Source organism: Myxococcus sp. CA040A, assembly GCF_013336725.1.
GTDB lineage: Bacteria > Myxococcota > Myxococcia > Myxococcales > Myxococcaceae > Myxococcus > Myxococcus llanfairpwllgwyngyllgogerychwyrndrobwllllantysiliogogogochensis.
This window is the reverse complement of sequence record NZ_JABUMR010000004.1, coordinates 132,983-158,120: the sequence shown is the minus strand read 5'-3', so window position 1 is coordinate 158,120 and position 25,138 is coordinate 132,983. Positions and strand designations below refer to the sequence as shown.

The window sequence follows — 25,138 nt, the reverse complement described above, 5'->3', positions numbered from 1 at the left end:
GCGCCTTTCTGGGTGTGTTGACAGGGTCCTGTCATGATGACAGGTTGTTTCGTGTTCGCGCGTGAGTCGAGGCCACTCCTGGGCCCGCGTCGCGCGGGAGGCACACACCCAATGAAGCATGACGCCAGCATTCCGGCGCTGCCCTGTGTCGCGCTCGAACCGACGCTCGAGTTCTACGGCCTGCTGGGCTTCGAGGTGACGTACCAGCAGCGCCTGCCGAATCCCTATGCGGCGACGCGGCGTGGAGGGGCCCAGCTCCACTTCTTCGGAGTGAAGGGTTTGGACCCGCTGGCGGCCTATAGCTGCTGTCTCATCATCGTCGACGAAGTCGAGCAGCTGCACGAAGGCTTCGCGGCGGCACTGCGAAAGACCTACGGCAAGGTTCCCGTGCGAGGCGTGCCGAGAATCACCCGGATGAAGAAGGGGCAGACGCGCTTCACCGTCGTCGACCCGTCCGGCAACAGCGTCATGTTCATCCGTCGCGACGAGCCCGGTGGCTACGGTGACGACGAAGACGACTCCACCTCGCTGTTGGGCAAGGCCCTGAAGACCGCCCGGCGGCTGCGTGACTTCAAGAGTGACGACGCGACGGCCGCGAAGGTCCTCGACGCCGCGCTGAAGAAGCCCGATGCCGGCACGCCGCTGGAGCGAGCGCGGGCGCTGGTGGCTCGTGCCGAGCTGGCCGTGGCGCTGGCGGACCTGCCGCGTGCGAATCAATCGCTCCGCGAATTCGACGCCCTGGTGCTCCCGCTTCGGAGCGGGCGTCGCTCGAGGCGGACAGGGCCGCGGTCGACACCCTCATGCGCACCCAGGAGTAGGGCGGGCCCGGGGGCAATGACCCCGAGCCCACGTGCCACGGCTACGCGCGGACGACGCCCGTCCAGACGCCCTTCACCACGACGTCGCCGCGCTGGTTGCGCGACTCCGTGCTGACGACGACGAACTCCTTGCCGGCCTTCACGTAGATGTTCTCGATGCGGCCCGTGGTCGTCATCACGTCGCCGGGGCGCATGACGTCCAGGAACTCCAGCTCCTGTTCACCGTGCACCAGCATCAGCAGATTCACGCCCAGCTCCGGGTCCGCGACGGCCGCGCCGAACGGGCGGATGGCGAAGACGACGGCGAAGCTGGGGAACGCAATCAGGTCGCCGTACGGGCCCTGCTTCGCGGCGGTGTCGTCGTAGAGGAGGGGACTGACGTGCTCAGGCGGCTCGCCCGGTGTGCCGGCGGCGGGATGCGCGCCTCCCACGGCCAGGGTGAACTCGCGCAGCTTCTCCGCGCCAATCGTGTACGTGTACGGGCCGTATTCCCGGCCGATGAAGCGCTTGTCGATGGCCATGGCGACTATCCGATGGAGGCTTCGACGACGGCGCCCTTGAGGACGGCCTCGCCGCGCTGGTTGGTGGCGGTGACTTCCGTGGTGAGCCGGTCCGCTTCGATGGCGGTGACCTTGCCTTCGAACGTCACGACATCCTCGGGACGAACAGGGCGCGAGAAGCGCGCCTTCACCTTGCGGATGCGGCCCGGGTCTCCCACGAAGACGGCGACGGCTTCCACCGCCCAGCCCAGCGTGCAGAGCCCCTGCAAGATGACGCCGTCGAGGCCGGCCACCTTGCCGACCTCCGGGTCGATGTGGATGGGATTGAAGTCCCCGGATGCGCCCGCGTAGTAGATCGGCCGGTACAGGTCGCACTCGCGGACGTGCGTGAAGGTATCGCCTACCTGGAAGGTGCGTGCCATGAGGCCCTCCGATCTAGCACGGAGGCCCCGCTCGCTCACCCCGTCGCGGAGCCCTGATCCAACGGGTCATCCACTTCAGAGCCTTCTCGGCGCTTGCGGTACTGCTCGCGCACATACGCCACCAACTGGTCCAGGTACGAGGACAGGGGAGGGCAGCGCACGCCCGTGCCGTCCAAGAGCTCCAGCGTGTTGTGACAGTTGTAGATGGCCAGGTGGTTCACATAGCTGATGGCCGCGCGCTGCGGCCGGGCCAGCTTCTCCAGCACCGGCAGCCGCAGCATGACGTCCGCCGCGCGCGCCGACAGGTTGAAGCGCGGCAGCTTCTTGTTCGCCTTCTCCGCGATGAGCTCGTACACGCGCCGCGCGCTCATCGGGTTCGGGTCCACCAGGTGGAACGTGCGGCCCGCGGCGCGAGGGTCCTTCGACAAGCGCCACACCGCCTCCACCACGTAGTCCACCGGCACCACGTTGAGCGGCGCCACGCCGTTGCCGGGCAGGGGCAGCGGCACCACCAGCGGCGACGTGACGAGCAGGATGCCCAGGTAGTAGGGCCCCTCGAACTTGTCGATCTCCCCCGTGCGCGAATCGCCCACCACGCTGGAGGGCCGGTACACGGTGACGGGCAGGGTGGAGCTGGCGCGCATCACCAGCCGCTCCGCCTGGAACTTCGTCTCCTCATACGGATTGCGGAAGCCCTGGCCGCGGTCCAGCTCGTCCTCGGCGATGACGCCCACGCGGTCGCCGGACACGTAGCAGGTGGAGAAGTGGTTGAAGCGCGCCAGGTGCTCGCAGTCGCGCGCGAGCTCCAGCATGTTGCGCGTGCCGTCCACATTCACGCGCCACGCGGTGTCCTTGGCCACGCCCAACTGCGCCACCGCCGCCAGGTGGAAGATGTCCGTCACCCGCTCGCACAGGCGCTGGTACTCCTCGCCCGACAGGCCCAGGTGCATGTCCACCACGTCACCGGTGAGCAGCTCCACCGTGGCGCCCTTCAGCTTGGACGCGTGCTTCTGCGCTTCCTTGAGCGCCTTGGGCTGCACCAGCGCGTAGACGTGCCCTTTCGGGTCCTCCCGCGCGATGTGCTCCACCAGCCGCTTGCCGATGAACCCCGGATAGCCGGTGATGAAATACGTCCCAGCACCGGTCTTCTTGCGCGTCTCGCTCATTGCGCGCGGAGCATACTCGCCCGTCAGCCGCGCGCGAGCATGGCGCGCCAGACCGACTCCACTTGCTCCCGGGTGGATGACAGGTCCTGGCTGTTGTCGATGACCCACGTCGCGTGGACCCGCTTGTCGTCCAGGGGGAGCTGGGCGGCCAGCCGAGCCTCGGCGGCCGTCGCATCCAGCCCGTCACGCGCCATCAGCCGCGCTTTTTGCAGGTCCCGGGGCACCCACACCAGCGCCACCCCCTCCATCCACTCGTGCATCCCGGCCTCGATCAGCAGCGGGACGTCGTAGATGACACGCTCCACGCCCCGAGCCGTCAGCGCCTCGAGCTTCTCCATGAAGGCCTCGCGCACGCGAGGGTGGGTGATGGCGTTGAGGGCGGCGCGCTCCGTGTCGTTGCCGAACACGTGCGCGCCCAGCTTCGCTCGGTCCAGGCGGCCGTCGGGGCCCACCACGCCAGGGAAGCGCTCCGCGATGGCGGCGAGGCCCGGAGTGCCCGGCTCGACGACTTCGCGGGCGAGCACGTCCGCGTCGAGCACCTCCGCGCCCAGCTCCCGGAGCATCCGCGTGACGGTGCTCTTTCCGGAACCGATGCCGCCCGTCAGTCCGAAGACGTGCATCCGCGGGCCTACTTCGCGGCCTTCTGCGTGGTGAAGGTGAACGACTGCACCGTCTTGCCGTCCTCGTTGAAGAAGATGGCCAGCCCCAGCTTCGGGTAGAGGAAGTAGGTGCGGAAGTCGTCCGTCAGCTTGCGCTGGTAGCACGGCGCGGAGGGCACGGGGCCGGAGGGGCAGGCGGGGCCGTAGCTCGTCTCGATGGTCTCCTTGTCGATGACGGGCCCGGGGAAGACGTCGATGCGCTCGATGAGTCCCGTGCCGGGGTCCACCTTGAACTGCGCCTGGCTGGTGCCCTTGATGGCCTCCTTGCCGAGGTAGGCGATGGTCTCCTTGCCGTCCTGGCTGACGGTGCGCGAGGGCTCGCCGAACTTCTTGACGACCTCGTCCTTCTTGGTGACGCCGGGCTCCACGCCCTGCCACGGCTTGGCGACAGCGGGGAAGGCGACGGCAATCACGGCGAGCGCAATCAAGGTCCTCATCACGACTTCCTCCCTAATGGAAAGGGCGGGCGGGGCTCAAGCGCTGCCCTCTCTTTTCAACGGACGATTCCGACGGGCATTCAACCACGAGACGCCTTGCCCCGTCCGGGGGGGTCTGCTACTTCGCGAGCCATGCGCGCTCCTGGCTCCAGGATTCTTTCCGTCCTCCTGCTGGCCCTCTGTGGCGCGGCCGGGGCGGCTGATTTCGTCGGCGCTGACAGTTGCAAGGGCTGCCACCCGGAGGCCTACGAGGCGTGGATGCAGTCCAAGCACGCCCGGGCGGTGAGCTCCCTCTCCGAGCAGCAGCAGAAGGACGGCCGCTGCCTGTCGTGCCACTCACCGGACCAGGTGGCGCAGACGCAGGCCAGTGTGAGCTGCGAGACATGTCACGGCGGCGGCCAGTACTACTCGCCCGAGTACGTGATGAAGGACCCGGAGCTGGCGCGCCTGGTGGGGTTGGTGGACCCGTCCGAGAAGCAGTGCCGCTCCTGCCACGACGCCTCCTCGCCCTCCTTGCGGCCGTTCGACTTCAAGGAGTCGCTCAAGGCCATCGACCACTGGTCGGCCGAACGCGCCCGTCGCGCGGCCCGGACCGAGGCCCCGGCCACTCCCCCCTCCACCGCGAAGAAATAGTCGATTGATCAAGATTCTGGACGCCCGTTTCGTCGTCACCGCGGTGGAGCCCAAGGGCTACCCGCAGGGACATACCGCCGAGGTGGCCTTCGTGGGCCGCTCCAACGTCGGTAAGTCCTCCATGATCAACACCCTCACCGGCCGCAAGAAGCTGGTGCGCGTGTCGAACACCCCGGGCCGTACCCGGACGCTCAACTTCTTCGACGTGGACCTGGAGCGCGGCACCTTCCGCCACCAGGTGCGCCTGTGTGACTTGCCGGGCTACGGCTTCGCCCGCGCGAGCAAGGCGGACAAGGCCCAGTGGGAGCAGATGATCACCACCTACCTCGAGAAGCGGCATCGGCTCGAAGTGGTCGTGAGCATCATCGACGCGGAGGTCGGCCCGACGCCGGATGACCTGGCCACGCTCGACTATCTGCAATCCCACAAGCGCAAGGTGCTGGTGGTGGCCACGAAGATCGACCGGCTCACCAAGGCCAAGACGCTGCCCCGGCTCCAGGAGCTGTCGCGCCAGCTGGACCTGCCCATGGAGGCGATTCTTCCGTTCTCCTCGACGGAGCGGCGGGGCGTGGACGAGGTCTGGGGCGCGCTCCTGGACACCTTCGGCAAGGCCTCGCGCGTTTGAGCCCAGGCTCCGGTACCCCGGGGCTCCATCGTCTAGTCGCCGCTCTCCGTGGCGTTCCCCTCCCGACGAGGGAGGCGCTGTGGTAGGCACGGCGCCGTGTCCTCCGAGAACGGCAAGGGTAATGGCAGGGATTCGCAGCTCGCCCTGCGCGAGTTGCAGCAGCAGTTGATGAGGCTGTCACCCCGGAGGCGCATGGACGCGCTTCTGGAGGGAGCGGATGCACAGGCGCTGGTGCGCGCCCTGCCTCCGGAGAGCCTCTACGTCACCATCCAGGAAGTGGGGCTCGAGGACGCGACGGAGCTGGTGCAGCTCGCGTCGCCCGGCCAGTTCCGCGCCTTCGTGGACCTGGGCGCGTGGAAGCGCGACAAGCTGGACTCGCACGCCGTGCTGACGTGGCTGCGCGCCGCGCGCGGCGGCTTCGATGACACCCCGGAGTTCCTGCGCAAGCTGCACGCGGTGGACATGGAGGTGCTCGAGTACCTGCTGCACGAACTGGTCGCCGTGCATGACCTGGAGGAGAACCCGGACGTCAACCCGCAGGGTGTGACGCTGGAGACTCCGGAGGGGCGCTACCTGGTCGAAATCAAGGCCGAGGGCGCGGAGATGTCCGCGGTGCGCGCGCTCGTCACCGACCTCATCGCGGAGAACCCCTTCGAGGCCGTGCGCCTGCTGGAGGCCGTGCGCTGGGAGGTTCCCGCCGAGCTGGAGGAGACGGCCTTCCAGTTCCGCAAGGCGCGCCTGCTCGATTTGGGCTTCCCGACGCTGGAGGACGCGATGGCGCTCTTCAGCCGCGTGGACGTTCCGTCGCGTCGGCCCTCGAGTACGTCAACCCCGGCGGCGCTGACGGCGTCCCAGGGCCACGTGGACTACCTGGCGGCGGCGTTCCGGGGACTGACGGAGGTCGAACGTCAGAACGCGGAGGACGAACTGGCGGGCGTGGCCAACGCGGCGTTGGTGGCGGAGCTCGCGGACCCCGGCGACCTGGACGCCGTGCGCCGGGTCGGCGAGATGGTGCGGGACTACCTCTCGCTCGGGCTGGAGCACCTGACGGGGGCGGACCCCTCGCAGGCCACCGAGGTGCTGCGCGACACGCCCCTGCGGCGCATCTTCCAGACGGGCTTCACGCTGACGCTCCAGCTCAAGTTCCGCGCGGACCGGCTGGCGAAGTCGCCGGGAGCGGTGGTGGACGGCGTGCTGCTGGTGCTGCCGGAGGAGGCCGCCGCGCTGGAGGCGCTGCGCCGCAAGCGGCCCCGTCGCGCGCTGAAGGTGGAGGGCGCGGAGCCGGTGCCGTTCCGCTCGCTGCGCGAAGTCGCCGCCAGCGAGGCCGTGCTGGCGCGCGCGGAGGCCCAGGTGGAGGTCTTCCGGGGCGTGCTGGGTGGCACGCCGGAGTCCGCGCTCGAGGCGGTGGCCCGCTTCGGTGTTCCGTTGGAGACACTTGGCGTGGAGCGCCTCTTCGCCGCCGTGGTCGCCATGGCGGTGCTGGAGGCCCGGCCGGATGCCCGCCCGGTGCCGCTGGGCCGCACGGTGGAGCTGGGCCAGCGCCTCTTCGAGGGCACCCCCCAGGCCCCGCGCCTGCTCGACTCCGCCTCCGTGCGCGCCCTGTCGGGCCTGGAGGGCGCGGTGGCCCCGGAGGCTCGCGCGGAGCTGCGCTGCATGGTGGGTGTGACGCTCACGCGGCTGTTGTCGGAGCTGGGCGCGGCGTGGCTGGAGGACGCGAAGTGGAGTCCCGTCGCGTCCGAAGTCCTGCCCATGGAGAGCCACCCGGTGCCGTAGCTTTTTCAGTCCGGGAGGGCCTCCGGCTTCCGGGGGTCTTCCGGCCTGTGGAGATCCGGGCCTTTGCGAGCCCGGACCCTGGCACGCCCTCTGCTACTGCGTGGCGCACGCGAAGGTGTACGCGCGTGAACTGCCAGAGGAGGAGGGACATGGTGCCGGGAGAGCAGGGGCAGCGCCGTGACGTGTGGGCCTTCTATGCGCTGACCGCATTCGCCGCGGTGATGTACGCGGTGCCGGGTGAGTGGATCCCCGTGCTGGCGCCGCTTCGGTTGGCGCTGCTGACGTCAGTGGTGGCCGCGGGGTTGATGGTGATTCGGAGGTTGGGGCGCGCGGAGCCGCTCTACCTGGATGGCGCGCGGGGCTGGGGGCTCATCGGCTTCTCCTGCCTGGCGGTGCTGTCCGTGTCGTGGGCGGTGAACGCGGAGGTGGCCCGCTACACGGGCATGGAGCTGTTGAAGCTGACGGCCATCTACCTTACCGTCGTCAACGTCATCTCCAATGGGCGCAGGCTCGCCGTCGTGTGCGGGTCCATTGTCCTGGCCTCCGTGGTGACGTCCATTGGTGTCATCAACTGGTACGTGGTGGGGGAGAACCTGGTGGAGGGCTTCCGCGCGCGCTGGGTGGGCGTGTACGCGGACCCGAACCACATGGCCATGAACCTGGTGCTGGTGGTGCCGCTCGCGGTGGCCTTCGTGGCCCGCAAGGGCTCGCCCTGGGTGTGGCGGGTGGCGTGTCTGCTGGCGGCGGTGCTGGCGGTGGTGGCCATCGTCCTGTCGCACTCGCGCGGTGGCTTCATCGGCCTGTCCGTCGCCATGGGCCTGTGGGCCTTCCGTGAGAAGCGCCGCATCCAGGCCATCGTCGTGGGCGCGCTCTTCGTGATGGGCCTGCTCGTCTTCGCGCCGGAGAGCTTCTGGGCCCGCAACGAGACGGTGGCGGCCTTCCACGAGGATGCGTCCGCGATGGGCCGCGTCTACGCGTGGCAGGTGGCCAGCCGCATCAGCCTGGACCGGCCGCTGCTGGGGGTGGGCGCGGGCAGCTTCCGCTACGCGTGGGCGGAGTACGCGCCTCCAGAAGCGCGGCGCGCGTACGTGGCGCACAACATCTTCCTGGACGTCGTGGGAGAGCTGGGCTGGGTGGGCCTGGCGCTCTTCATGATGTTCGCGGGAGGCGCGTCCGGAGGCGCCTTCACCGCATCACGCAGTCGAGAGGTGGGCTGGATTGCACGGGCGCTGTCCGCGTCCGTGGCGGGCTACCTGACGTGTGACTTGTTCTCCGGATACATCCTCTCCGCTCACTGCTACGTGCTCTTCGGCCTGGCTGCCGCGGCGCACCGCATCGCCCGCGCGGCGGAGGTGACGGAGACGGTGGGCATCCCGGACGGACAGGCGCCTGTCGGGCCCGTGGGGGCGTGGGAGGGGTCGGGACATGCGGCGTGAGGACGTGAAGATGGGGGCCAGGCCACTGCGCCTGGTGCAGTTCACCCGGTCGTTCCACATTGGCGGCACGGAGGTGCAGGTGCTGGAGCTGCTGCGGGGCCTTCCCCCCAGCTACCAGCTCCAGGTCTCCGTACTGGAGGACGCGGGGCCGTTGATGGGCGCGGTGTGGAAGCTGGGCTACGTGGCGGAGACGTTTCCCCTGAAGGGCTCCGTCGCGCAGGCCAACACCGCGTACCAGGTGATGCGCATGGCCCGGTGGCTGAAGACCAACCGCGTGGACCTGGTCCACGTGCACGACTTCTACTCCACGCTCATCGCCGTGCCGGCCGCGAAGCTCGCGGGGACGAAGGTCATCGTCGGACGGTTGGACCTGTCCCACTGGCAGGGCAGCGCGCGGCGCGCGGTGCACTCGCGGCTGACGGCCATGGCGGACCACGTCGTCGCCAACGCGGAGGCCATCCGCCGGATGCTGGTGGAAGAGGAGGGCCTGCCCGCCTCCCGCGTCTCCGTCATCCACAACGGCCTGGACCTGGCCCGCTTCGACGCGCGGATGCGCGAGGGCCTCAAGTCCCCGCTGCCCGACACCGGCGACGCGCCCGTCATCGTCCACGTCGCCAACATGAACCACCCGGTGAAGCGCCAGGAGGACCTGCTGCTGGCGCTCGCCATGCTCCACCACGGAGGCACGCCGCTGCATGCCTTCCTCGTGGGCGACGGGCCCCGCCGCAAGAGCCTGGAGAAGCTGGCCGCGGAGCTGGGCGTGTCGGACACCGTGCACTTCCTGCGGCACCGCACGGACGTCGCCGCCATCTACGCGCGCGCCACCCTGGGCGTGCTGTGCTCCAGCGCGGAGGGCATGTCCAACGCCGTCATGGAGGGCATGGCCGCTGGCCTCCCCATGGTGGTGACGCGGGTGGGGGGGAACACCGACCTCGTCCGCGACGGCGAGCGCGGCCTCGTCGTCCCCGCCGAGCGTCCGGCGCAGCTCGCGCAGGCCTTCAACCAGCTGCTCTCGAGCCCGGAGAAGGCCAGGCGCATGGGCCGCGCGGCCCGGGACTTCGTCGCCCGCGAGCTGTCCCTGGAGCGGCTGATCCGCCTCCATGACGCGCTGTATCAACGCGTGGTCCACGGCCCCTGAGGGCATGTCAGACCGGCGTGGATACTTCGCGTCGTTGGCCGGCAATGGGGCGCCGGCTCGTCCGTAGGTGGGGTGTTCACACCCTACCTCGGAGCACCCTTCATGCTGCTGCCCCTCCTGGCCGTGCTGGCCTCCGCCGCCCCGACGACGCAGACCTGGAAGTTCGACACGGATGGAACTCCCCAGGTCCATCTTTCCAATGTTAATGGCGCGGTCCGCGTAGATGCGGTAGACGGGAATACTGTGGTAATCGAGGTGGTTCCGGAAAACCCCGACAATTCCCGGAAGCCGTTGGAGGTCGAAGTCACCCAGGAAGGTGACGCGGTGCGGGCGAGGGTGTGCTGTGGGCCGTGTGCGGAACGGCAGCAGTCATGCCGTGCGGACCAGGGCACGGTGCGGTTGACGGTGAAGGTGCCGCGCGCGTCGGAGCTGGAAGTGTCGGTGGTGAACGGGGCGGTGGTGGTGAAGGGCGTGACGGGGCCGCAGAAGCACGCCACCGTCAACGGCCGTGTGGAAGTGAACGGCTCGGAGCGACGTTTGTCGGTGAGTAGCGTTGAGGGAGAGGTGGTACTGGCTCCCCGGAAGCTCGAGGACACCGAAATCACGACGGTGTCGGGCAACGTCCGGCTGAAGCTGCCGGAGCGAGCGGACGCGCAGGTGGAATTCAGCTCTGTAGGGGGGAGTTTCAACGGGAGCAGCGTCGCCCTGGGTTCGCGGAAGAAGACCTATGGCGCGGGCACCCACGAGGTGGAAGTGAGCACCGTCGGTGGCTCGCTCACCGTCCAGGAATAGCTTTCGAGGCCCGTCTCCCAGTCAGACGGCCCGGGGCGCTCGCCGGTGAAACTCCAAGGCGCCGGCGAGCGCTCACTTTTTTGTTGGGCCCCTTTACGTCCCCACCACCGTGGCGCGAGACGAAGGGCCCCCGGCCGACGGGCCGCCCCCAGGGCGAGCCCCGGCCTTCAGGAAGCGGGCGTCCCCGCGCTCCGGTGCTCCGCGCCAATGGCCTGAGTGACGCTCGTGAAGCCATCTCTCGCGAGCAGGGCGGACAGGGCGGGGAGGATGCGGCGCACCATGCCCGGCCCCTCGTAGATGAAGCCCGTGTACACCTGCACCACGGAGGCTCCCGCACGCAGCTTCTCGTAGACGTCCTCGGCGGTGAAGACGCCGCCCACGCCGATGATGGGCAGCGCTCCACCCGAGCGCTGGTACGCGCGGCGGATGACGGCGTTGGCGGCCTCCCGCACGGGAGCGCCGGACAGGCCGCCGGCCTCCTTCGCGAGCGGATGTTCGAAGGGCCGTGCCACTGTGGTGTTGGTGGCGATGAGGCCCGCGAGCTGCTGGGCGCGCACCACGTCCACCACTTCGTCCACGGCCTCGGGCGTCAGGTCCGGGGCAATCTTGAGGAACAGCGGCTTGCCCGGAGCCACGGAGGCCAGACGCTCCTGCACCGCGCCCAGGAGTGCGGAGAGCTGCTCGGGCTCCTGGAGCTTGCGAAGGCCCGGCGTGTTGGGTGACGAGGCGTTGACCACCACGTAGTCGCCCAGGGGCGCGAGCGCGTCCACGCACGCCACGTAGTCGTCCACCGCCCGCTCCAGCGGCGTGTCCTTGTTCTTGCCCACGTTGATGCCCAGCGGGCCAGGGCGCCAGTCGCGTTGGCGCAGGTGCGCCGCGGCCACGGCGGCGCCGTGGTTGTTGAAGCCCATGCGGTTGATGACGGCCTGGTGCTCCGGCAGACGGAACAAGCGGGGCGTCGGGTTGCCCGGCTGGGGGCGGGGGGTGAGGGTGCCAATCTCCACGGCGGAGAAGCCGCAGGCGAACAGGCCGTCCACCGCCTCCGCGTCCTTGTCCAGGCCCGCGGCCAGGGCCACGGGGTGGGCGAAGCGCAGGCCCGCCACCTCCACGGCCAGCGCTTCGGTGCCGCCCCGCAGGGCCCGTCCCCGCAGGGACTGGCACAGCTCCTGGGAATGCCCCAGCTCCCTCAACCCGAAGAGGCCCAGCCGGTGCGCGGGCTCCGCCGGGAGTCGGAAGAGCAGCGAGCGAGTCAGTCCGTACATGCGCGGGCTCAGGCGGGGATGAACGACGCCTGGCGGGCCCAGGCGAGCGTCTGGTCCACCTGCTCCGGCGTGAGGATGCCGTTGTTCTCCACCAGCTCGATTTCCCGGCGCATGTCCGTCTCGAGCAGGTAGGGGCCGTCGGTGTTGATGGTGAACTTCACCTTGCGGTCCCAGAAGGTGCGGATGATGTGGCGCAGCTCCTCCACGCCCTCGACCGCCTTGGTGTGCAGGTTCGACGTCGGGCACAGCTCCAGCACGATGTCGTTCTCGCGCAGCACCTTCATCGCGTTCTCGTCATAGGCCGCGCGGATGCCGTGGCCGATGCGGTGCGGCTTGAGCTTCTCCACCACGGACATGACGCCCTCGGCGCCCGTGCCCCGCGTCTCGCCGGTGTGCACCGTGCACTTGAGCCCCGCGCGCCGCGCCCGGGCGAAGAGGTCCTCGTACTGCGCGACGACCTCCGGCTTGAGCTCCATGGCGTTGGTCTCCGTGCCGGCCAGGTCAATGCCGTACACGCCGCGCGTGCGGTACTTGATGGCCTTGTCCACCAGGATGCTGTTGAGCCGATGGTCGAACTCACGGGCCAGACAGAAGATGAAGCCCACCTTCACGCCGTACTCGAGCACCGCCCGGTCCATGCCGCGCAGCGCCGCGTGGATGATGTGGTCCAGGTCCAGCTCGGAGTGCAGGTTGCGCTTCATGGGATTGAAGCGCAGCTCAATCTGCGTCACCCGGCTGCCCCGGTACTCCTTGCCGATGATTTCGTAGACGGAGCGCTCAATCGCGCTGGGCGACGACTGAATCTTCTCCGTCCAGGTGTGGAGGATCTTCAGGTAGTCGTCCAGGCTCCCCACCTTGCCCGGACGGGAGGTGATGAGCTCCACGAAGTCGAAGTACGTCTTGACTGGGAGCTTGAAGCCTTGCTGATGGGCGATGGACCAGAGGATGTGGGGGGCCACCGAGCCGCCCACGTGGATGTGCAGGTCGATCAGTTCACGTGCCATGGCGGTATGTATGCACAGTGCCGGGCGCGCGTAAAGGATACGGCTGTCACCGTCTCAGCAGGACGTAGACAGCCCCCGTTCCTCCGTCTTGCGGACGTGCGGTGGCGAACGCCAGCACCAGTCCGCCAATCCGTTTCTGTGACAGCCAAGACTTCATCAGCTCCTTCAAGACGGGCATCTGGTCCTTGGAGTGCAAACCGCGTCCATGGACGATGAGCACGCACCGGTGGCGGGCGCGGCGGCTGTCGGAGAGGAAACGCTCCAGCGCCGCCTTCGCCTCGGGCTGCGTCTTGCCGTGCAGGTCCAACTGGCCCTGGATGGAGAAGTCTCCGCGGCGCAGGGCGCGCAGCAGGTTGCGGTCCACGCCGGGGCTGGTGCCCTCCAGGAACTCGTCCGCGCCGGAGGAGATGTCGAAGTCTCCCTGGCCGGCGACCAGCTCGGAGAGCTGCGCGAGCGCCTCCGCGTTCTCGTCGATGAGCTCCGGCAGGCGCGGGTTGGACTTGGGCGCCTCGCCCCGATTCGTGATTTGCGCCACGCCGTCCATGGCGGAATAGAAGAGGGCGGCGTCGTCCTCGGCGCTCTCTCGGGTCGGCTTCGCCTTGGCGCGCACGGGGGCGGCCGCGGGCTTGCGCTTCTCCGCCTCGGAGGCGGCGCGGGCCTGGGCCTCCTTCTTCTCCTGGTCCTGGATGGACTTGATGGCGCCCTTGAAGGGGTTGTTGTGGAACGCCTCGTCCTTCTTCTTCGGAGGGGATTTTTTCTGCGAGCTCATGGCGGGAGAAGACCTCGTCGTGGGCGATGGCGGGATGTAACCGGGGGCTACATCCCGCGCAGGCGCCGGATTTCCTCGTAGGCGTCGCGGACTTCCTGGAAGTGGCGGGCGACCTCTTCGGCGTCCTCGCCCTTCAGGTGGGCATGTTTGTCCGGGTGGAGCTCCGCGGCGAGCCGCCGGAAGGCGCTCTTTACCTCGGAGTCCGTGGCGTCGGGCGTCAGCCCGAGTACCTCGTAGTGGGCCGAGCTGTCACCCAGGTGCAGCGCGGCGATGGCGTGCTGCTCCTCGGCGGAGAGCTTCAGGCCGTCGCCCACCCGGCTGAGCACCTCGCGCTCGGAGCGCTGCAGGGAGCCGTCCACGAGCGACAGCTCGAAGAGCGCGTCCAGGAGCCGGCGCCGCTCGCTGGAAGGGAGCGCCTCCTGGCAGGCCGCCACGGCGTCATCGAGGTCGGGCGGGACGGAGATGAAGTCCTTGAGGCGCCCTCGGACGAACTCGAGCGAGTCCGGGCCGTACTTGAGGACCTCCTCGAAGTAGCGGCGAATCTCCCGGACCTCCTCGCGGCGGACTTCACCGTCGGCGCGAGCGACCTCCACGAAGAGGGCACAGAGGCTGCGCGTGAGGTGCGCGTCGGCCTCCTCCTGCACGGACGCGGCGTCGCGGGGCCCGCCCCGTCCCGCGAACGCGGAGGGCACGACGGGGGGGAAGTCGGCAAGGGCGTCGGGGGACTCGGCGGGCAGGGCGTTCATCTCGTCGAACCGGTGTCCGACGAAGCCACCCACTGCCCCAAGCAGGACAATGGCCCACGGACTGCCGATGAGCAGCCCGACACAGAGACCTATCATCACCCCGAGCACTTTTCCTGAGCCCATGGCCGCGGTTTCCCTCCCTACCGGGAAGGGAGTCTCTCATAGAGTGGGCCGCGCTATGGCCCAGTTGATCGACGGCAAGGCAGTGGCGGCGCGGGTGCGAGCCGAGGTGAAGGCGGAGGTGGATCGGCTCAAGGTGGAGCGGGGCCTCGTCCCCGGACTCGCCGTGGTGCGGGTGGGGGAAGACCCCGCGTCCAAGACGTATGTCACCGGAAAGAAGAAGGCCGCCGAGGAAGTGGGCTTCCACTCCTGGGAGCACCACCGGGACTCCACGGTGTCGCAGGACGAGCTCCTGGCGCTGGTGCACCGGCTCAACGAGGACCCCGCGGTGCACGGCATCCTGGTGCAGCTGCCCCTGCCCCGGCACATCGACGCGGACGTCATCATCTCCGCGGTGCGGCCGGAGAAGGACGCGGACGGCTTCCACCCGATGAACGCGGGCAGCCTGCTGCTGGGCCGCGCGGCGACCCGGCCCTGCACGCCCCTGGGCGTCATGCGGCTGTTGGAGGAGATTGGCTGCGAGCCGTCCGGCAAGCGGGCCGTCGTCGTGGGCCGCAGCAACATCGTGGGCAAGCCGATGGCGCTGATGCTCCTGCAGCGCAACGCCACCGTCACCCTCTGCCACAGCAAGAGCGACCTGCCGAGCGAGGTGTCGCGGGCGGATATCCTCGTCGTGGCGGTGGGCGTGCGGGAGTTGGTGAAGGGCGCGTGGATAAAGCCTGGCGCGGTGGTCATCGACGTGGGGATGAACCGCAAGGAGGAGGACAACAAGCTGGTGGGTGACGTGGAGTTCGCCGCCGCCTCCGAGCGCGCGTCCTTCATCACCCCCGTGCCCGGCGGCGTCGGGCCCATGACCATCGCCATGCTCATCCGCAACACGCTCGAGGCGGCCATCCGGAGTCTTGTCCCTTCCTCCCATTGACAGTCTTTGGGGCGCTGACGTGTGTGTTTCACGACGCTCCTGGAATTGGCCGCCCCGGGGAGCCGGGTCTTCGCTAGTAAAGGCAGACGCTCTCCGACGAGTCCTTCGCCGGGCCTGACTGCCCGGTTGTCTCGCGTCGCACGTTGTTCGTCGGTGGGTGCTGGCCAGGGGGAACGGGCCGGACACGAGCCGTGCGGGTGGCGGGGCTGCCCGCAGAGGCGCTGAGGGCCCACGCGAGCAGGCGTGGGTGAGGAGTGAGCGACATGAGAGGGATTCAGACAGGGTTGGCGCTCGTCTGCGCCTGGTGGATGGGAGGGGAGGGCGTCGCCTGGGCACAGCAGGCGCGGCGCACGCTTCATCCGGTGGTCTTCGCGCATGGCCTGTCCGGCTATGACGACCTGCTGGGCTTTGATTACTTCGGGGACGAGCTGGGCAACTTCGTGGGGGATGCGTGTGACGAATTGCTGGAGTTGAGCTGCAACCCCTACCTGGACTCGGGACAGCGGGCGTTCGGCGCGCAGGTGCAGGCCTTCCAGTCCTCGGAGGTGCGTGGGCTGGACCTGGCGTCCGATATCGAGGGTGTGCTGGCGACCACGGGCGCGACGCGGGTGAACATCGTCGGCCACTCGCAGGGCGGCATCGACGCGCGCAAGGCCGCAAAGGTGCTCTTTGAACGGCAGGGCCGCGCCGTGGTGGACGTCATCGTGAGCGTGTCCTCGCCGCACCGGGGCTCGCCGGTGGCGAAGTATGTGTTGGACCTGGGGCCCGGGGTGACGTCCGTGGTCGCTGCGCTGGCGAACATCTTCGGCGACATCATCTACAAGCCGGGCAACGACGGCATCGCCGCCGTCAAGCAGCTCATCTACAACGACGCGGACGCCACGGACGGCATCGTCACGGGCATGAAGGCCTTCAACGCGGCCAACCCCATGGACTCGCGTTATGCCTCCCACTATGCGTCGCTGCTCACCGCGCAGGCCGGGCTGGAGGTCAATCCCGCGTTCTTCCTGGTGCGCCTGGCGTTCTATGACATCGACGGGGACGGGTTCTGCGTCGACGACTGTGACAACGACGGCGCGGCGGGGCAGGGCGACGGCGTGCGCAACGAGCGCGATGACGACGGCGTGGTTGGCATCAACTCCCAGCAGATGGGACCTCGGCTGCGCTACACGGACGCGCCGCTCGGGCTGGACACCATCACCGTGGACGGCTCGCTGGGGCCCGTCACGGACCTCAACGCGCCCGGCAGCGCGCAGATGACGTCGCTGTCCAGCGTCCTGGACCAGGACCACCTGGACGTCGTGGGCTTCGGCCCGGACCTGTTCGACGAACTGGGGTTCTACGCCGCCATCATCCACTACATCAGCCAGAACGAGTGACGCGGCCGGCGTGACTCATTCCCAGGCCAGGGCGTAGTCGCAGTCCAGCAGCCGTGGCTCATGACCCTCGACGCGCACGTCCCTGGCGCCGAGGGTCTGCAATACGGCGAGCAGCACCCCCTGGTGGTACGGAGGAGGCATGAAGTCGCGCCGCATGTGGAGACAGCCCTTGCGCTCGCTCTCCCACGACACGTGCCGCTCACCGTAGCTGACGGACGCGGAGTACCCCCACGGCAGGTGTTCGACGAGCCGGCGGGGTGAGCCATTGGCCGCGGTCAGCAGCGTCCTTCCCAGCGCCGACGCGAGGAAGTCCCGCGTGGCCTGCGCTCCCATCGTCTCCAGGGCCCTGTCGAAGCCGCCGAGCCTGGGCGCGAGCAGCCCGGCGGCGCAGTACGACAACCGGAGGAAGTCATTGATGGGATAGAGGAAGAAGGGGACGAAGCGGCGCTCCTTGGAGGTGGTGAGGCACCGGGCTCGGGCCGCCTCTCCGGCCACGCGGCGCACCACGTCCAGCACGCCCAGGAAGAACATGCCTCGCGCCTTGTCCCGCGACGTGGTCAACGCCAGTCTTCTCGCGAGCTCCGTGAGGGGGTCGACCCCGCCGCGCTCCTCGCCCATCTCCAGACCCTCGTCCCTGTGCGTGCTCGCGTCCATGTCATGGTCGTACGCCGCTTGTCTGGGAAACCCACGCCCTCCTCGGGAGGAGTTGAGCGACACTTCACATCCGCCGCCCCTGATGACGGCATGGCGGCGTTTCCTACGCCCAGGACATGACGTATTCGCAGTCCAGCAGGCTCAAGGGCCGTCCGCGGACCCTGGCGACGCGCGTCCCCACGGCCTGCAACACCGCCAGCAACACCCCCTCATGGTAGGTGTGCGGCATGAAGTCCCTGAACACGTTGAAGCAGCCCTCGTGCGCGCCCGTCCAGGTGACATGGCGTTCGCCATAGGTGACGGCGGTGCGATAGCCAGACGGAAGATTGTTGATGAGTCGACGCGGATCTCCCGCGGCGAGCATCAGGAAGCTGCGGCCCACCACCGAGTCGAGGAAGTCATGGGTCGCCTGCGCGCCGATGATGCGCATCGCCGTCTCGAAGCCGCCGAGTCTGGGCGCGAGAACTTCCGCCGCCGCGAAAGACATCCGGAGGAAGGCGCTGACCGGGTAGAGGAAGAAGGGGACGAAGCGCCGCTCGCCGGAGGCCGCCAGGCAGCGGGCCGCCGCTGTCTCTCCTGATTCGCGGCGCACCACATCCAACACCCCCAGGAAGAACATGCCCCGGGCCCTGTCTTCGCTCGCCGTCAGTCCCAGTCGCCGTTCCAGCTCGCACCCAGGGTCGATGACTTCTCTTTCCCTGCTCCGGAACGCAATCACTGTCATGGGCTCCCCCCCGACATGGAAGTTGAGTCAGGAGGCGCGCGGCCCCCGGACTCGCTCCTGAAAGTGAGGCAATCCGAGTACTCTGAAAAGCCCGGCCGGGTGCGACGCGGGTCGGTGTGTGCTGTCTCAGTGGGGACAGTTGCAGGCACCTTCCAGACGAGGGGCCGGGACAAGAGGCTCATCCCCACCGCGCCGGGAGGTGATGGCCAATTCACAGCGCGGACCGCCAGGCGTGCGGGATGTGGCGGCTTCTGGTCGTTGCGTCCCACTCATGGAATGAACGCACGGTGTGTTCACACGTCGCAGGCCGAGTCCCCTGCGGGCCACGGCGCGATGTGCCGTGGGATGACGCGGGAGGGCGAGGGCGCTGGCCGTCGTCGACGACATGACGCGTCGGGCCCCCACGTGTTCTTCCACGCGGAGGCCCGACCCGTGCTCGTGTCTGACGACGCGCCCGGCGGACCGGGGACGTCCGAGGACTCAGCGGCTCAGCACCTGGACCTCGATGCGGCGGTTCATGTCGCGGCCCTCCGTGGTGGTGTTGGGCGCCAGGGGCTGCGAGGCACCCACGGCGGCGACGTCCACGCGATTGGCGGAGATGCCATCATCGACGAGCGCGGAGCGCACCGCCTCCGCCCGGCTCTTCGCCAGCTGGCTGTTGACGGTCGCATCACCCGTGGCATCCGTGTGGCCGGTGATGCGCACGCGCGAGTTGGGCTTCTCACGCAGCACCGAGGCCAGCTGCCCCACGCTCGCGTCGCTCTGCGGCGTCAGCGTCGCGGAGCCTTCCTCGAAGGCCACGCCCGCCAGGATGAAGCTGCGCGCGCCGCTGTCGATGGCCTGCCGCATGCCCTGTGCATCCCGGGCCACCGGCGGCGTGGTGCCCGCCGTGCCGCCGCCACCCACGCCGGTGTCCGTCGGGCGCTGCTGTGGCTGCGGCTGCGCCTGGGGCCGCGCGGGCTCCGTGACGGCCGCCTGCTCGCGCCGGGGCTCACTGCGGCGTCCGCGCGTGAGGAACCAGCCCGCCAGCAGCGCGAGCAGCGCCACCGGGATGACCCAGGAGAGGTTTCTCTTCTTGGGCTCCGCGTGGTGAACCGGCGCCCGTTCGATGGGCTGCTGCCGCCGCACCGTCTCCACGGTGGGGATGGCGCGCGTCTCGTGGACCTCCTCGACGACGCGGGGCCCCACCGCCGCGGCGGCGCCACCGATGCCCAGGATGCTGCCCAGCCCCGCGGGCAGCGCGGACGACAGCAGCGACTTCTGGCTGCCCAGGAGCTGTCCCAGCCCCGCGGCGCCCATGCGGTTGTCACGCACGTGCTTGCCGATGACGCCCATGATGACGGGAGCCACCAGGGCCATCATCCCGCCCGCGGACTTGCTGTTGCTGAACCCGCTGGAGCGACCGAGCGCACTGGTGATGCTGCCCAGCTTGTCTCCAAACAGGCCACTGAGCATGCCCTGTCCCTTCTCCTCGGTGTCCGCGGAGAGGATGTCTTCCTTGCCCGCGTTGGGCCCCGTGAAGCCGCCTTCGTTGAGCTGGGACATCAGCCGCTGGGCGCCTGCTTCCGTGGAGCCTCGCTCCGCCACGCTCCCGCCCACCGCGGCGATGGCACCGGGCAAGGCCTTGCCCAGTGTGCTGGGGTCCTCGCCCATCGCGGAACCCATCTGCTGCATCACGTTGCCCGTGAAACGCTCACGCACCATGTCGATGAGGTTGAAAGCCATGCGAATGCCTCCTCCGTGGTTCGGCACCAGTTGGCCCGGTGCGGGGAGTCGCTCATCGCCTGCATGGCGCCGGGGGCTCCGGAGCGAACGACTCTTCAGGGGACGAAAGTGCGGACCGCCTTGCCGGGGAACATCACCCTGGCGGCGTGCTCGGGCAGGGGGGCCGTTGCACGCCTGCTCCCGGAAGGCCCCTTGCCGCGTCCGCGCCGTGACGGCTTGACGGAGGGCGGGCGTGGGCGCCAGCGTCCAATCCCGGACGCTGGGCGAAGGACTGGAGGGGGTTCGTGGTGACGCGCGAGGAGCGAATCGAGGGAGGGCTGCTGGGGCTGTTGGTGGGAGACGCCCTGGGCGTGCCTTACGAGTTCCACCCGTCGGAGAGGATTCCCTCGGCGGACGCGATTGAGTTCGAGCCCCCCGCGGGCTTTGGTCGCTCCCACCCCGACGTTCCCCCCGGGACCTGGTCCGACGATGGCGCCCACGCGCTGTGCCTGTTGGACTCGTTGCTCTACCAGGGGCGGCTGGACCTGGAGGACCTGGGCCGGCGCCTGGTGAACTGGCGGGAATGGGGTTACCTCGCGGTGGATGGTCAGGTCTTCGACGTGGGCATCCAGACGGACCGGGCCCTGTCCATGTTCCGCGCCGGAGTGCCTGGGACGAGCTCCGGACCTTCGGGTCAGCAGGACAACGGCAATGGCTCGCTCATGCGCGTGCTGCCGCTCGCGCTGTGGCATCGCGGGACTGACGAGGAGCTCGCCTCCGACGCCATGCTCCAGTCCCTGGTGACGCATGGCCACCTTCGCTCGCGGGTGTGCTGCGCGCTGTACTGCCTCTGGGCCCGCCGCGCGCTGGAGGGCTCGGACCGTCCCTGGGACGCCGCGTTGGAGGCCTTCTGGGCGCTGCATCCCGAGGGCACCGAGGCCCGCACGGAGCTGGACGATGTCGTCCTTCCGCGCGGCGTCGAGGACACGCCCGGTCGCGGCTCCGGGTATGTGGTGGACTGTCTGCGTTCAGCGCGCGACTGCGTGGCGGCCGGCGGCGGCTACGAGCAGGTGGTCCGCGCCGCGGTGCGACTGGGCAATGACACCGACACCACGGCGGCGGTGGCGGGCGGCGTCGCGGGAGTGATGCTGGGCGCGCGGGCCATTCCGGAGCGGTGGCGTTCGGCGCTTCGGGGGCGCGAGCTGCTGGAGCCGCTCTTGCGCAAGCTGCTGGTGCACGCCGCACGCTGAGCTGAAGGGATACCGCGGGCCTCGCTCCGCCCACCCCCCCGGGGGCGGAGCGAGGCCTTCAATCCAACGCCAGCCGTCGGGGAGTCCACCGGCCCGGGCCAGAGCAGGCTCCGGCCTGCGTGGGCCGCGTCCTCCGCCATCACCACGCCGCGATGATATGTCCAGGGCGGCTTCCTGCAACTCGATTTAAAGCCGGATTGACCGGATGTCGTCGCGTCTGGCTTTGGAATTGTACCCAGGTACAACGCCTGCCATTGGAGCCCGCAGCGCCCCGCCGCCCACGAGGCCGGGACAGGTGTTGGCGACGCCACAACCGGTTAAAGCGGAAAGAACTGCATTGCTGGATATGCGCGGCGCGTTAGTATGGGGCGGATCCTGAGGGGCCAGCACGGCCGGGGTGAGCCTGAGGATGTCGAAGAACCAAGAAACGGATGCGCTCGCGGGACGGGCGTTGGCGAGTCATCTGGGCACGCTGGAGGTCATGCGTCCCACGCCGCTGGCGGCGGAGCCCGGGCGACAGGATTCCAAGCTGCTGGACGCGGCGCTGGAGTCGCGCGTGCGGTGGCTGTTGTCGGAGTACTTGAGCGCGGTGCGAAGGCGGGCGGATGGGCTGTGCATCTGGCTGATGGGGGGGCAGTGGCTCTTCGCGCTCGCCCTGGCAGTGGTGACGTCCGCGCACCCGTGGGACTGGAGGCTGCGCCCCAGTCCGGAGCCGCTGTGGGTGGCGCTGCTCCTGGGCGGGCCGCTGTGCATCATCCCGGTGACGCTGGCACTGGTGCGGCCGGGCGCGGTGGTGACGCGGCAGGTGATGGCGGTGACGCAGGTGTTGTGGTCCGTGCTGCTCGTGCATCTGTCGGGCGCGCGGCTGGAGACACACTTCCACGTCTTCGGCTCGCTGGCGCTCCTGAGCTTCTATCGGGACCCGAGGGTGCTGCTGACCGCGGGCGTGACGGCGGTGGTGGCCCATGTGCTGCGAGGGATTGGCTGGCCGGAGCCGGGGGCGACGTTCTCTGGAGCGCCGGGGTGGAGCGTGCTGGAGCTGGCGTTCTGGGTGGGGCTGGTGGACGGGGTGCTGGTGCTCGCGTGTCGGGGCGTGGCGCGGGAGATGCGGCGCGTCGCGGAGCGGCAGGTGTTGCTGGAGCGCGCGTATGAACGCGAGAAGCAGGAGCGCGAGCGGGTGACGGAGCGCAGTGGCCGGGAGCTGGAGGACTCGCGTGAGCGGATGGCTCGCCTGGAGAAGCTGGCGGCGGTGGGGCAGTTGACGGCGACGGTGAGCCACGAGCTGCGCAATCCGCTGGCGGCCGCGCGCACGGCGAACGCGGCGGTGGCGCGGAGGCTGCGCAACGTGGAGGGGGCGCTGGAGGACCCCCGGCTGCAGCGCTTCCTCGCCATCGTCGACCGGGAGCTGGGCGTCTGCGCCAGCCTCACGTCGGAGATGCTGGAGTTCGTGCGGGAGCGTCCGCTGGTGCTCCAGCCGTGCTCGTTGCACGGGCTGATGGAAGAGGTCATCGACGTGGTGCCCTCGCGCGAGGGCGTGGCGGTGGTGAACCACGTGCCCACGGCGCTCGAGCCCCCCTGGGTGGACCGGGAGATGCTGCGCAAGGTCCTCATCAACCTGGTGCAGAACGCGGTGGAGGCGATGCCCCTGGGCCGCCAGGGAGTCGTGGAGGTCTCCGCGGAGCTGGGCGTCGGGCGGGCCTTCCACATCCGGGTCTCCGACAACGGTGGAGGGATTCCGGCGGGTGTGCTGGACCACATCTTCGACCCGCTCTTCACCACCAAGGAGCACGGCACGGGCCTGGGATTGACGGTGGTGTCCAGCACCGTGCGGCAGCACGGTGGGACGTTGCGGGTGGAGAGCCGCGAGGGGGAGGGCAGTGTCTTCACCATCTGCCTGCCCCGAGTGCGCTCGGTGACCGGGGTCGCCTGCTCGTCGTGAGGCGCGAAGGCCCCGCGCCTCAGAACAGGCGCGTGAGGCGGAGGGTGCTCGGGCCCGACAGCGCCGTCAGGCCGGAGGGATACAGGCACGGCGTGAGGTCCAGGGGACTCATCGCCTGGGTCATCATCACGGCGTCTCCCTGGAAGCGGCCTCCCGTCACCAGCCCGACGGAGACGAAGACCCTGGCGCCGTTGATGACATCCACTCCGGCGCCCTTGAGGGCGAAGGTCGAGACGGAGCCGTCATCCCAGGTGACGGTCGTCTCGCTCGGGCCCAGGTTGCCGCCGCAACTGGTGGACAGCTCCGTCGTGGCCACGAGCACGCCCGAGGTGACGAGCGTGTCGTTCGAGGTGCACGTGTCGTAGCTCGTGTAGTTCGTGGCGGTGACGCGTCGGTTGGACAGCCGGAGTCCGGGCTCCCAGGTCTGATAGGCGCCGCCGGAGCACGTCAGGTCCGTCGTGCCCACCTGCGCCGACGCGGGCGTGGCTTGGAGGAGGAGTGCGCCGAGCAGCGCGGGCAGGGCGGACAGGAGGACTCTCGACGACATGAAGGGCTCCGTGGGCGGCTGGGATGTGAGTCGCTGGAAGGCTCGGAGCGCCCGAGCCGTCCACCCCGCACCCATGAAAGCCAGTTGCGCGGGGCCGGATGAGTGAGGCCCGTGAAGCAACCTCACCAGTCCGACCGTCAGTCGCACGGCCTTGTCGGGAACCAGCGGCCCACGTCCGCTGGGAGGTGCTTCAGCGCAGCCGGGTGATGACGAGGGGGCTCGTGCCCTCCAGAGACATGAGAACTCCGTGGACGAAGACTCCCAGACGCCTTGGGACTCCAGGGCAGCCACTCGCACACGGACTCGACAGTCTTTGTGCGGAAGGCTGGAATGAATGCCTCCCGACGGGACGAGACACCCGTTGGCTTCTCGTCCAACACGTCTGTCTGAAACATCGCCTCCGACCGCGGGCCCGTCAGCTTCGGAAGGCCTCGCGCACGCCGTCGCGGCGCAAGGTGAAGAGCATCCAGACAGCCACCGGCACTCCCACGACGCAGCCGGGGGACAGGATGTACAGCGCGGTGATGCCGCCCACCGTGGCCAGGCCGTAGCCCTTGAGGTTGAGCGCGCTCAGCGCGCCCCACGCCGACAGCACGCCGCAGAGGATGCCCACCAGCAGCATCAGCGCCAGCGAGCCCGACAGCTCCAGCGGAGCCCCGCCCGGGCCCGCGAACGGCGACGTCACATTCAACGCGGCGAGCACGAAGCCCAGGATGTTGAAGATGACGTTCAGCACGCCCGTGCACAGCAGGAAGAAGGCCGGGGCGCGGACAATCTCGATGACCTTCGCGCGCGGGTCCTCCGGAGGAAGTTGGATACCAGGACCGCTCATGTACGGGCTCTCAGTGCGCTCACGATCATCCGCGTCGCCGGGGACTTGTTGAGCGTGTAGAAGTGGATGCCGGGCACGCCGCGTGACAGCAGCTCCATGCACTGCACCGTGGCGTGCGCCACGCCCAGCTGCACCACCGCGTCCGGCTGGTCCTTCACCCGCTCCAACTGCAGGCCCAGCCGCATGGGCACCGTCGCTCCGCACATCCGCGTGAAGCGCTGCACCTGCTCGAAGTTGGTGATGGGCATGATGCCGGGGACGATGGGGACGTTGATGCCCGCGCGACGGGCCCGCTCCACGAAGTCGAAGTAGAACGCGTTGTCGAAGAAGAGCTGCGTCACCACGAAGTCCAGCCCCGCATCGACCTTGGCCTTGAGATGACGCAGGTCGTCGTCACGGGAGGCCGTCTCCACGTGGCCCTCCGGATAGCACGCGCCTCCCAGGCAGAAGTTGAAATCCTCTTCTCGGATGAATCGCACCAGCTCCGTGGCGTAGGTGAAGCCACCCTCGGCGGTGACGAAGGACTTTTGTCCCTGCGGCGGATCTCCACGGAGGATGAGGACGTTGTCCATCTTCGCGTCCGCCAGCCGCTGGAGCAGCTCCCGCAGCTCCTCTCGCGTGTGGCCCACACACGTCAGGTGGGCCATGGCCTCGATTCCCGTCTCCGCCTTGATGCGCGTGACGAGCTCCAGCGTCCTGTCCCGCGTGCTGCCGCCGGCCCCGTACGTCACGGAGACGAACCCGGGCTCCAGCGGCGCCAGGTCCTCCAGCGTCTTGAGCAGGTTGGCCACCCCTTCGTCGGTCTTCGGGGGGAAGAACTCGAAGGAGAAGCAGGGGTTGGACGGATTCAATCGATTACGAATCTTCATGTTGGTCCCAGTGTAGAC

General features: G+C 69.1%; 26 protein-coding genes. 11 read left to right on the top strand and 15 right to left on the bottom strand.

Annotation, left to right across the window (positions count from 1 at the left end; all coding sequences use genetic code 11):
* Positions 1–111: 111 nt before the first annotated feature.
* Complete coding sequence (locus HUA75_RS17790; protein WP_174487099.1) at positions 112–933, top strand: hypothetical protein; 822 nt, start codon at positions 112–114, stop codon at positions 931–933.
* Here the strand turns inward: HUA75_RS17790 and HUA75_RS17785 are convergent.
* From HUA75_RS17785 to HUA75_RS17765, 5 genes are read right to left on the bottom strand one after another with little or no spacing between them, the layout of a single operon-like run.
* Positions 860–1,339, bottom strand: a complete 480-nt coding sequence (locus HUA75_RS17785) for a MaoC family dehydratase N-terminal domain-containing protein (protein WP_174455224.1) — start codon at positions 1,337–1,339, stop codon at positions 860–862. The two genes, HUA75_RS17790 and HUA75_RS17785, sit on opposite strands and share 74 nt — an antisense overlap.
* 5 nt (positions 1,340–1,344) lie before the next feature.
* On the bottom strand, positions 1,345–1,740 hold the full coding sequence (locus tag HUA75_RS17780; protein WP_141646359.1) for a MaoC/PaaZ C-terminal domain-containing protein: 396 nt from the start codon (positions 1,738–1,740) through the stop codon (positions 1,345–1,347).
* Between the two features lie 35 nt (positions 1,741–1,775).
* Complete coding sequence (locus tag HUA75_RS17775) at positions 1,776–2,906, bottom strand: SDR family oxidoreductase (RefSeq protein WP_174455226.1); 1,131 nt, start codon at positions 2,904–2,906, stop codon at positions 1,776–1,778.
* A gap of 23 nt (positions 2,907–2,929) precedes the next feature.
* The gene (gene coaE, locus HUA75_RS17770) at positions 2,930–3,526 is read right to left on the bottom strand and encodes a dephospho-CoA kinase (protein ID WP_141646360.1); all 597 of its coding nucleotides are present in this window, start codon (positions 3,524–3,526) and stop codon (positions 2,930–2,932) included.
* A gap of 8 nt (positions 3,527–3,534) precedes the next feature.
* Positions 3,535–4,002 (bottom strand): hypothetical protein, encoded by a 468-nt coding sequence (locus HUA75_RS17765; protein WP_141646361.1) that lies wholly within the window; start codon positions 4,000–4,002, stop codon positions 3,535–3,537.
* 132 nt (positions 4,003–4,134) lie between these two features.
* Here HUA75_RS17765 and HUA75_RS17760 point away from each other — a divergent pair, with 132 nt between their 5' ends.
* The 6 genes from HUA75_RS17760 to HUA75_RS46215 all read left to right on the top strand — a co-directional run bounded on the left by HUA75_RS17760 (position 4,135) and on the right by HUA75_RS46215 (position 10,399).
* Positions 4,135–4,635 carry a cytochrome c3 family protein gene (locus HUA75_RS17760; protein ID WP_141646362.1) on the top strand — a complete coding sequence of 167 codons (501 nt, stop codon included), beginning with the start codon at positions 4,135–4,137 and terminating at the stop codon, positions 4,633–4,635.
* Between the two features lie 4 nt (positions 4,636–4,639).
* On the top strand, positions 4,640–5,260 hold the full coding sequence (yihA, locus tag HUA75_RS17755) for a ribosome biogenesis GTP-binding protein YihA/YsxC (RefSeq protein WP_141646363.1): 621 nt from the start codon (positions 4,640–4,642) through the stop codon (positions 5,258–5,260).
* Between the two features lie 48 nt (positions 5,261–5,308).
* Positions 5,309–7,033 carry a DUF6178 family protein gene (locus tag HUA75_RS17750; RefSeq protein ID WP_174487098.1) on the top strand — a complete coding sequence of 575 codons (1,725 nt, stop codon included), beginning with the start codon at positions 5,309–5,311 and terminating at the stop codon, positions 7,031–7,033.
* Between the two features lie 149 nt (positions 7,034–7,182).
* Complete coding sequence (gene exoJ / locus HUA75_RS17745; RefSeq protein WP_141646365.1) at positions 7,183–8,469, top strand: spore coat polysaccharide polymerase ExoJ; 1,287 nt, start codon at positions 7,183–7,185, stop codon at positions 8,467–8,469.
* The gene (exoK, locus tag HUA75_RS17740; protein WP_141646366.1) at positions 8,459–9,607 is read left to right on the top strand and encodes a spore coat polysaccharide biosynthesis glycosyltransferase ExoK; all 1,149 of its coding nucleotides are present in this window, start codon (positions 8,459–8,461) and stop codon (positions 9,605–9,607) included. Before exoJ ends, exoK begins: the two co-directional genes overlap by 11 nt.
* A 102-nt stretch (positions 9,608–9,709) precedes the next feature.
* Positions 9,710–10,399, top strand: coding sequence for a DUF4097 family beta strand repeat-containing protein (locus tag HUA75_RS46215; RefSeq protein ID WP_217446143.1), 690 nt, complete (start codon positions 9,710–9,712; stop codon positions 10,397–10,399).
* Positions 10,400–10,566: 167 nt separating this feature from the next.
* Here the strand turns inward: HUA75_RS46215 and HUA75_RS17730 are convergent, their stop codons facing one another.
* From HUA75_RS17730 to HUA75_RS17715, 4 genes are read right to left on the bottom strand one after another with little or no spacing between them, the layout of a single operon-like run.
* Positions 10,567–11,661 (bottom strand): quinone-dependent dihydroorotate dehydrogenase, encoded by a 1,095-nt coding sequence (locus HUA75_RS17730; RefSeq protein WP_174487097.1) that lies wholly within the window; start codon positions 11,659–11,661, stop codon positions 10,567–10,569.
* An 8-nt stretch (positions 11,662–11,669) separates the two neighbouring features.
* The gene (locus tag HUA75_RS17725) at positions 11,670–12,665 is read right to left on the bottom strand and encodes an adenosine deaminase (RefSeq protein WP_141648753.1); all 996 of its coding nucleotides are present in this window, start codon (positions 12,663–12,665) and stop codon (positions 11,670–11,672) included.
* A gap of 46 nt (positions 12,666–12,711) precedes the next feature.
* The gene (locus HUA75_RS17720; protein ID WP_141648752.1) at positions 12,712–13,434 is read right to left on the bottom strand and encodes a Smr/MutS family protein; all 723 of its coding nucleotides are present in this window, start codon (positions 13,432–13,434) and stop codon (positions 12,712–12,714) included.
* Positions 13,435–13,481: 47 nt separating this feature from the next.
* Entirely contained in the window at positions 13,482–14,303 is an 822-nt protein-coding gene (locus HUA75_RS17715) for a TerB family tellurite resistance protein (protein WP_141648751.1), read from the bottom strand.
* A 55-nt stretch (positions 14,304–14,358) separates the two neighbouring features.
* Between HUA75_RS17715 and folD the strand changes: the two genes are divergently transcribed.
* Entirely contained in the window at positions 14,359–15,222 is an 864-nt protein-coding gene (gene folD, locus HUA75_RS17710) for a bifunctional methylenetetrahydrofolate dehydrogenase/methenyltetrahydrofolate cyclohydrolase FolD (protein ID WP_174462362.1), read from the top strand.
* A 263-nt stretch (positions 15,223–15,485) separates the two neighbouring features.
* A complete protein-coding gene (locus HUA75_RS17705; RefSeq protein WP_174487096.1) occupies positions 15,486–16,601 on the top strand; it encodes a triacylglycerol lipase in 1,116 nt (371 codons plus the stop codon).
* Between the two features lie 15 nt (positions 16,602–16,616).
* Here the strand turns inward: HUA75_RS17705 and HUA75_RS17700 are convergent, their stop codons facing one another.
* The 3 genes from HUA75_RS17700 to HUA75_RS17690 all read right to left on the bottom strand — a co-directional run bounded on the left by HUA75_RS17700 (position 16,617) and on the right by HUA75_RS17690 (position 19,704).
* Positions 16,617–17,255 (bottom strand): TIGR02265 family protein, encoded by a 639-nt coding sequence (locus HUA75_RS17700; RefSeq protein ID WP_141648748.1) that lies wholly within the window; start codon positions 17,253–17,255, stop codon positions 16,617–16,619.
* 103 nt (positions 17,256–17,358) lie between these two features.
* Complete coding sequence (locus HUA75_RS17695; protein ID WP_141648747.1) at positions 17,359–17,979, bottom strand: TIGR02265 family protein; 621 nt, start codon at positions 17,977–17,979, stop codon at positions 17,359–17,361.
* 480 nt (positions 17,980–18,459) lie between these two features.
* Positions 18,460–19,704, bottom strand: coding sequence for an OmpA family protein (locus HUA75_RS17690; protein ID WP_174487095.1), 1,245 nt, complete (start codon positions 19,702–19,704; stop codon positions 18,460–18,462).
* Positions 19,705–19,988: 284 nt separating this feature from the next.
* Here HUA75_RS17690 and HUA75_RS17685 point away from each other — a divergent pair, with 284 nt between their 5' ends.
* Together HUA75_RS17685 and HUA75_RS17680 are read left to right on the top strand one after the other, a co-directional pair.
* The gene (locus HUA75_RS17685) at positions 19,989–20,933 is read left to right on the top strand and encodes an ADP-ribosylglycohydrolase family protein (RefSeq protein ID WP_174487094.1); all 945 of its coding nucleotides are present in this window, start codon (positions 19,989–19,991) and stop codon (positions 20,931–20,933) included.
* Between the two features lie 409 nt (positions 20,934–21,342).
* Positions 21,343–22,872 (top strand): sensor histidine kinase, encoded by a 1,530-nt coding sequence (locus tag HUA75_RS17680; RefSeq protein ID WP_174487093.1) that lies wholly within the window; start codon positions 21,343–21,345, stop codon positions 22,870–22,872.
* Between the two features lie 19 nt (positions 22,873–22,891).
* Here the strand turns inward: HUA75_RS17680 and HUA75_RS17675 are convergent, their stop codons facing one another.
* From HUA75_RS17675 to metF, 3 genes are all read right to left on the bottom strand, one after another.
* A complete protein-coding gene (locus HUA75_RS17675; protein WP_141642680.1) occupies positions 22,892–23,419 on the bottom strand; it encodes a hypothetical protein in 528 nt (175 codons plus the stop codon).
* Between the two features lie 415 nt (positions 23,420–23,834).
* A complete protein-coding gene (locus HUA75_RS17670) occupies positions 23,835–24,251 on the bottom strand; it encodes a hypothetical protein (RefSeq protein WP_141642679.1) in 417 nt (138 codons plus the stop codon).
* Positions 24,248–25,120 (bottom strand): methylenetetrahydrofolate reductase [NAD(P)H], encoded by an 873-nt coding sequence (gene metF / locus HUA75_RS17665; RefSeq protein WP_174465654.1) that lies wholly within the window; start codon positions 25,118–25,120, stop codon positions 24,248–24,250. Before metF ends, HUA75_RS17670 begins: the two co-directional genes overlap by 4 nt.
* Between the last annotated feature and the right edge of the window lie 18 nt (positions 25,121–25,138).